This window comes from Litoribacter ruber, assembly GCF_018449405.1.
GTDB classification, from domain to species: domain Bacteria; phylum Bacteroidota; class Bacteroidia; order Cytophagales; family Cyclobacteriaceae; genus Litoribacter; species Litoribacter ruber.
Map to the genome: position 1 here is coordinate 1 of NZ_JAHCMY010000038.1, position 1,899 is coordinate 1,899.

Annotated in this window: 2 protein-coding genes; both read right to left on the reverse strand. The window is 41.9% G+C overall.

Annotation, left to right across the window (positions count from 1 at the left end; translation table 11 throughout):
* Window positions 1-153: 153 nt before the first annotated feature.
* Window positions 154-690, reverse strand: coding sequence for a hypothetical protein (locus KI659_RS18465; protein WP_213946869.1), 537 nt, complete (start codon window positions 688-690; stop codon window positions 154-156).
* A gap of 389 nt (window positions 691-1,079) precedes the next feature.
* Window positions 1,080-1,604 carry a hypothetical protein gene (locus KI659_RS18470; protein WP_213946870.1) on the reverse strand — a complete coding sequence of 175 codons (525 nt, stop codon included), beginning with the start codon at window positions 1,602-1,604 and terminating at the stop codon, window positions 1,080-1,082.
* Between the last annotated feature and the right edge of the window lie 295 nt (window positions 1,605-1,899).

The following is a 1,899-nucleotide window of genomic DNA, read 5'->3' on the forward strand; positions in this document are numbered from 1 at the left end:
CTAAACCCCTAAACCAGGCCGCAGGCCGAATAACCTTCTAACCCACCTTCCTGCCCACCGGACGAGAATCGCGGCTTAAGCGGGAATCACGAAAGGGTACGGTGAAGAAGCTTAGAAAAACAGTTGAATAGATGAATGGATTAACGTAAGGTACTATTCCAGCCTTTGCTTTTCTTCTTTAATCACCTTTTTAAACTGCCAGTTCTCCCAAATACTAAATACCTGGAAAGTAATTAAAAGCGCTATGATTGGAGCCTTAGCGTATTCCCACCAATGGGGTGCGTCATTCAAAAAAGCAAAAAATGCAGCGAAAAACATCATTAGGAATGGAATTATGAATTCTAACCGGGGCTTTGCCAATCGGCTAATCCATTCTGAAAATACCAAGCTTTGTTCTTCAAGCTTTTCCGGATAATGCTTTTTTAAAAAATCGTAAAACCTTAATGAATCTTTGGCTGCCAAATGTAAAGGCCAGAAAAGAAAAAAGAAAACACAATTTAACAATATCAGAGGGCTCCTTGCCCATGCAAAATTGGTTTGAGGACCAAAGGCCCATTCCCCAAAAGCAAATGTGATAACCATTCCAGTCAATACAAAGCTCAACCCCAAAAGCATATGCCCCAAGCTCCCAAATAGCCAGCCCGGCTCCTCGAAATCATTAACCCCCGCCTTGCTTAAAATTTTTGACACCCCTTGACGATATGAATAAATCTTGGCGTTACTTGTTTTCATAATTACCCCTAAAAATATAATAACCAAGAATAACTAATAATTCCCGAATTGACAACACCTCTATTTGATAAAGTAGAAAGTAGATGTCCCGAGGGAGGACAATGATAAAATTACGAGTCGCCTCGGGACGGTAGTGGAGCCTGCCTGACGCCAGTAGGGGTTAGAAAATGTTTACCTGCTTTAGCCCCAGTACATTAAAAAAACCAGTCCGATTACGAACTGGTTTCACGAATACTGTTTGTAGTTCAGTGAGCCGCTATTAAAAGTATATTGAACTTCAAATGACAGCAGCACCTTGCGAAGTAAACATATGGCATAAACCGGTATACCTTCAGGAAGCAAATAGATTAGCGGGCAAACACTCCCAAAACCAGGTACGTTGTCAAATCCGTGGTGCTTAGCTCCTGCGTAGGGTCATGGACTACCAGAAAACCGTCATAACTATTCAACACCTCATCATAACTTAAAGAGGTTTCCTGCTCATACATGACAGAGGTACCCGTAGCAGTAGGCATACCGACAAATACATTGGCGTTAGGTGCTTCCAAATAGGGCGTACCATTAGGCGTCGAGTCTGGGTCAGCCATATCGTGGGCATGTACCATATAGGTCTCTCCTGCCAGCGTGTTGTTCAATGTAATGGAAATACGGGCATTGCCGGCTGGTAATTCCTCTACAAGCAAACTCGCCATCAGATCACGAGGGTGTTCCCCCATATAGGCAGTAGACTCACCTACCAATTGGCCCTCATTGAAAGCATAATCAAAGGTTTCCATCCGCATTTGGGGTGTAGGTTCATCATCATTGCTGCAGGCAATCAGCAAAGGCATCAAGCCGACCAATAGGGCAATAACATAACGTAATTTTTTCATAGTATTTTTTTTGGTTTTTGGTTTGATTGGATATACGAAGTGACTTTTATATTTGGATCACCAGATTGAAAAGTTTTTGCGTTTAACCCATTTATTTAGATATTCTCTTTGGGCAATTGACTTACCATATAATGGATTGTTTAAGAGGGGAAAAGTATCGTAGGGTTTAAATGGTTATTTCCCGATCATCCCTGCGGGGATTTATGAAATAGGTTTAAGGGTTGAATGGATTAATTAACGTAAGCTACTCAAGGTCCTTAATCCATTAATCAGTCCAGAAGGGAATCCAGCGCAG

Bases quoted from the DNA above. Each gene is read 5' to 3' on its own strand.
- KI659_RS18470 (WP_213946870.1), bottom strand. From the start codon at position 1,604: ATGAAAAAATTACGTTATGTTATTGCCCTATTGGTCGGCTTGATGCCT.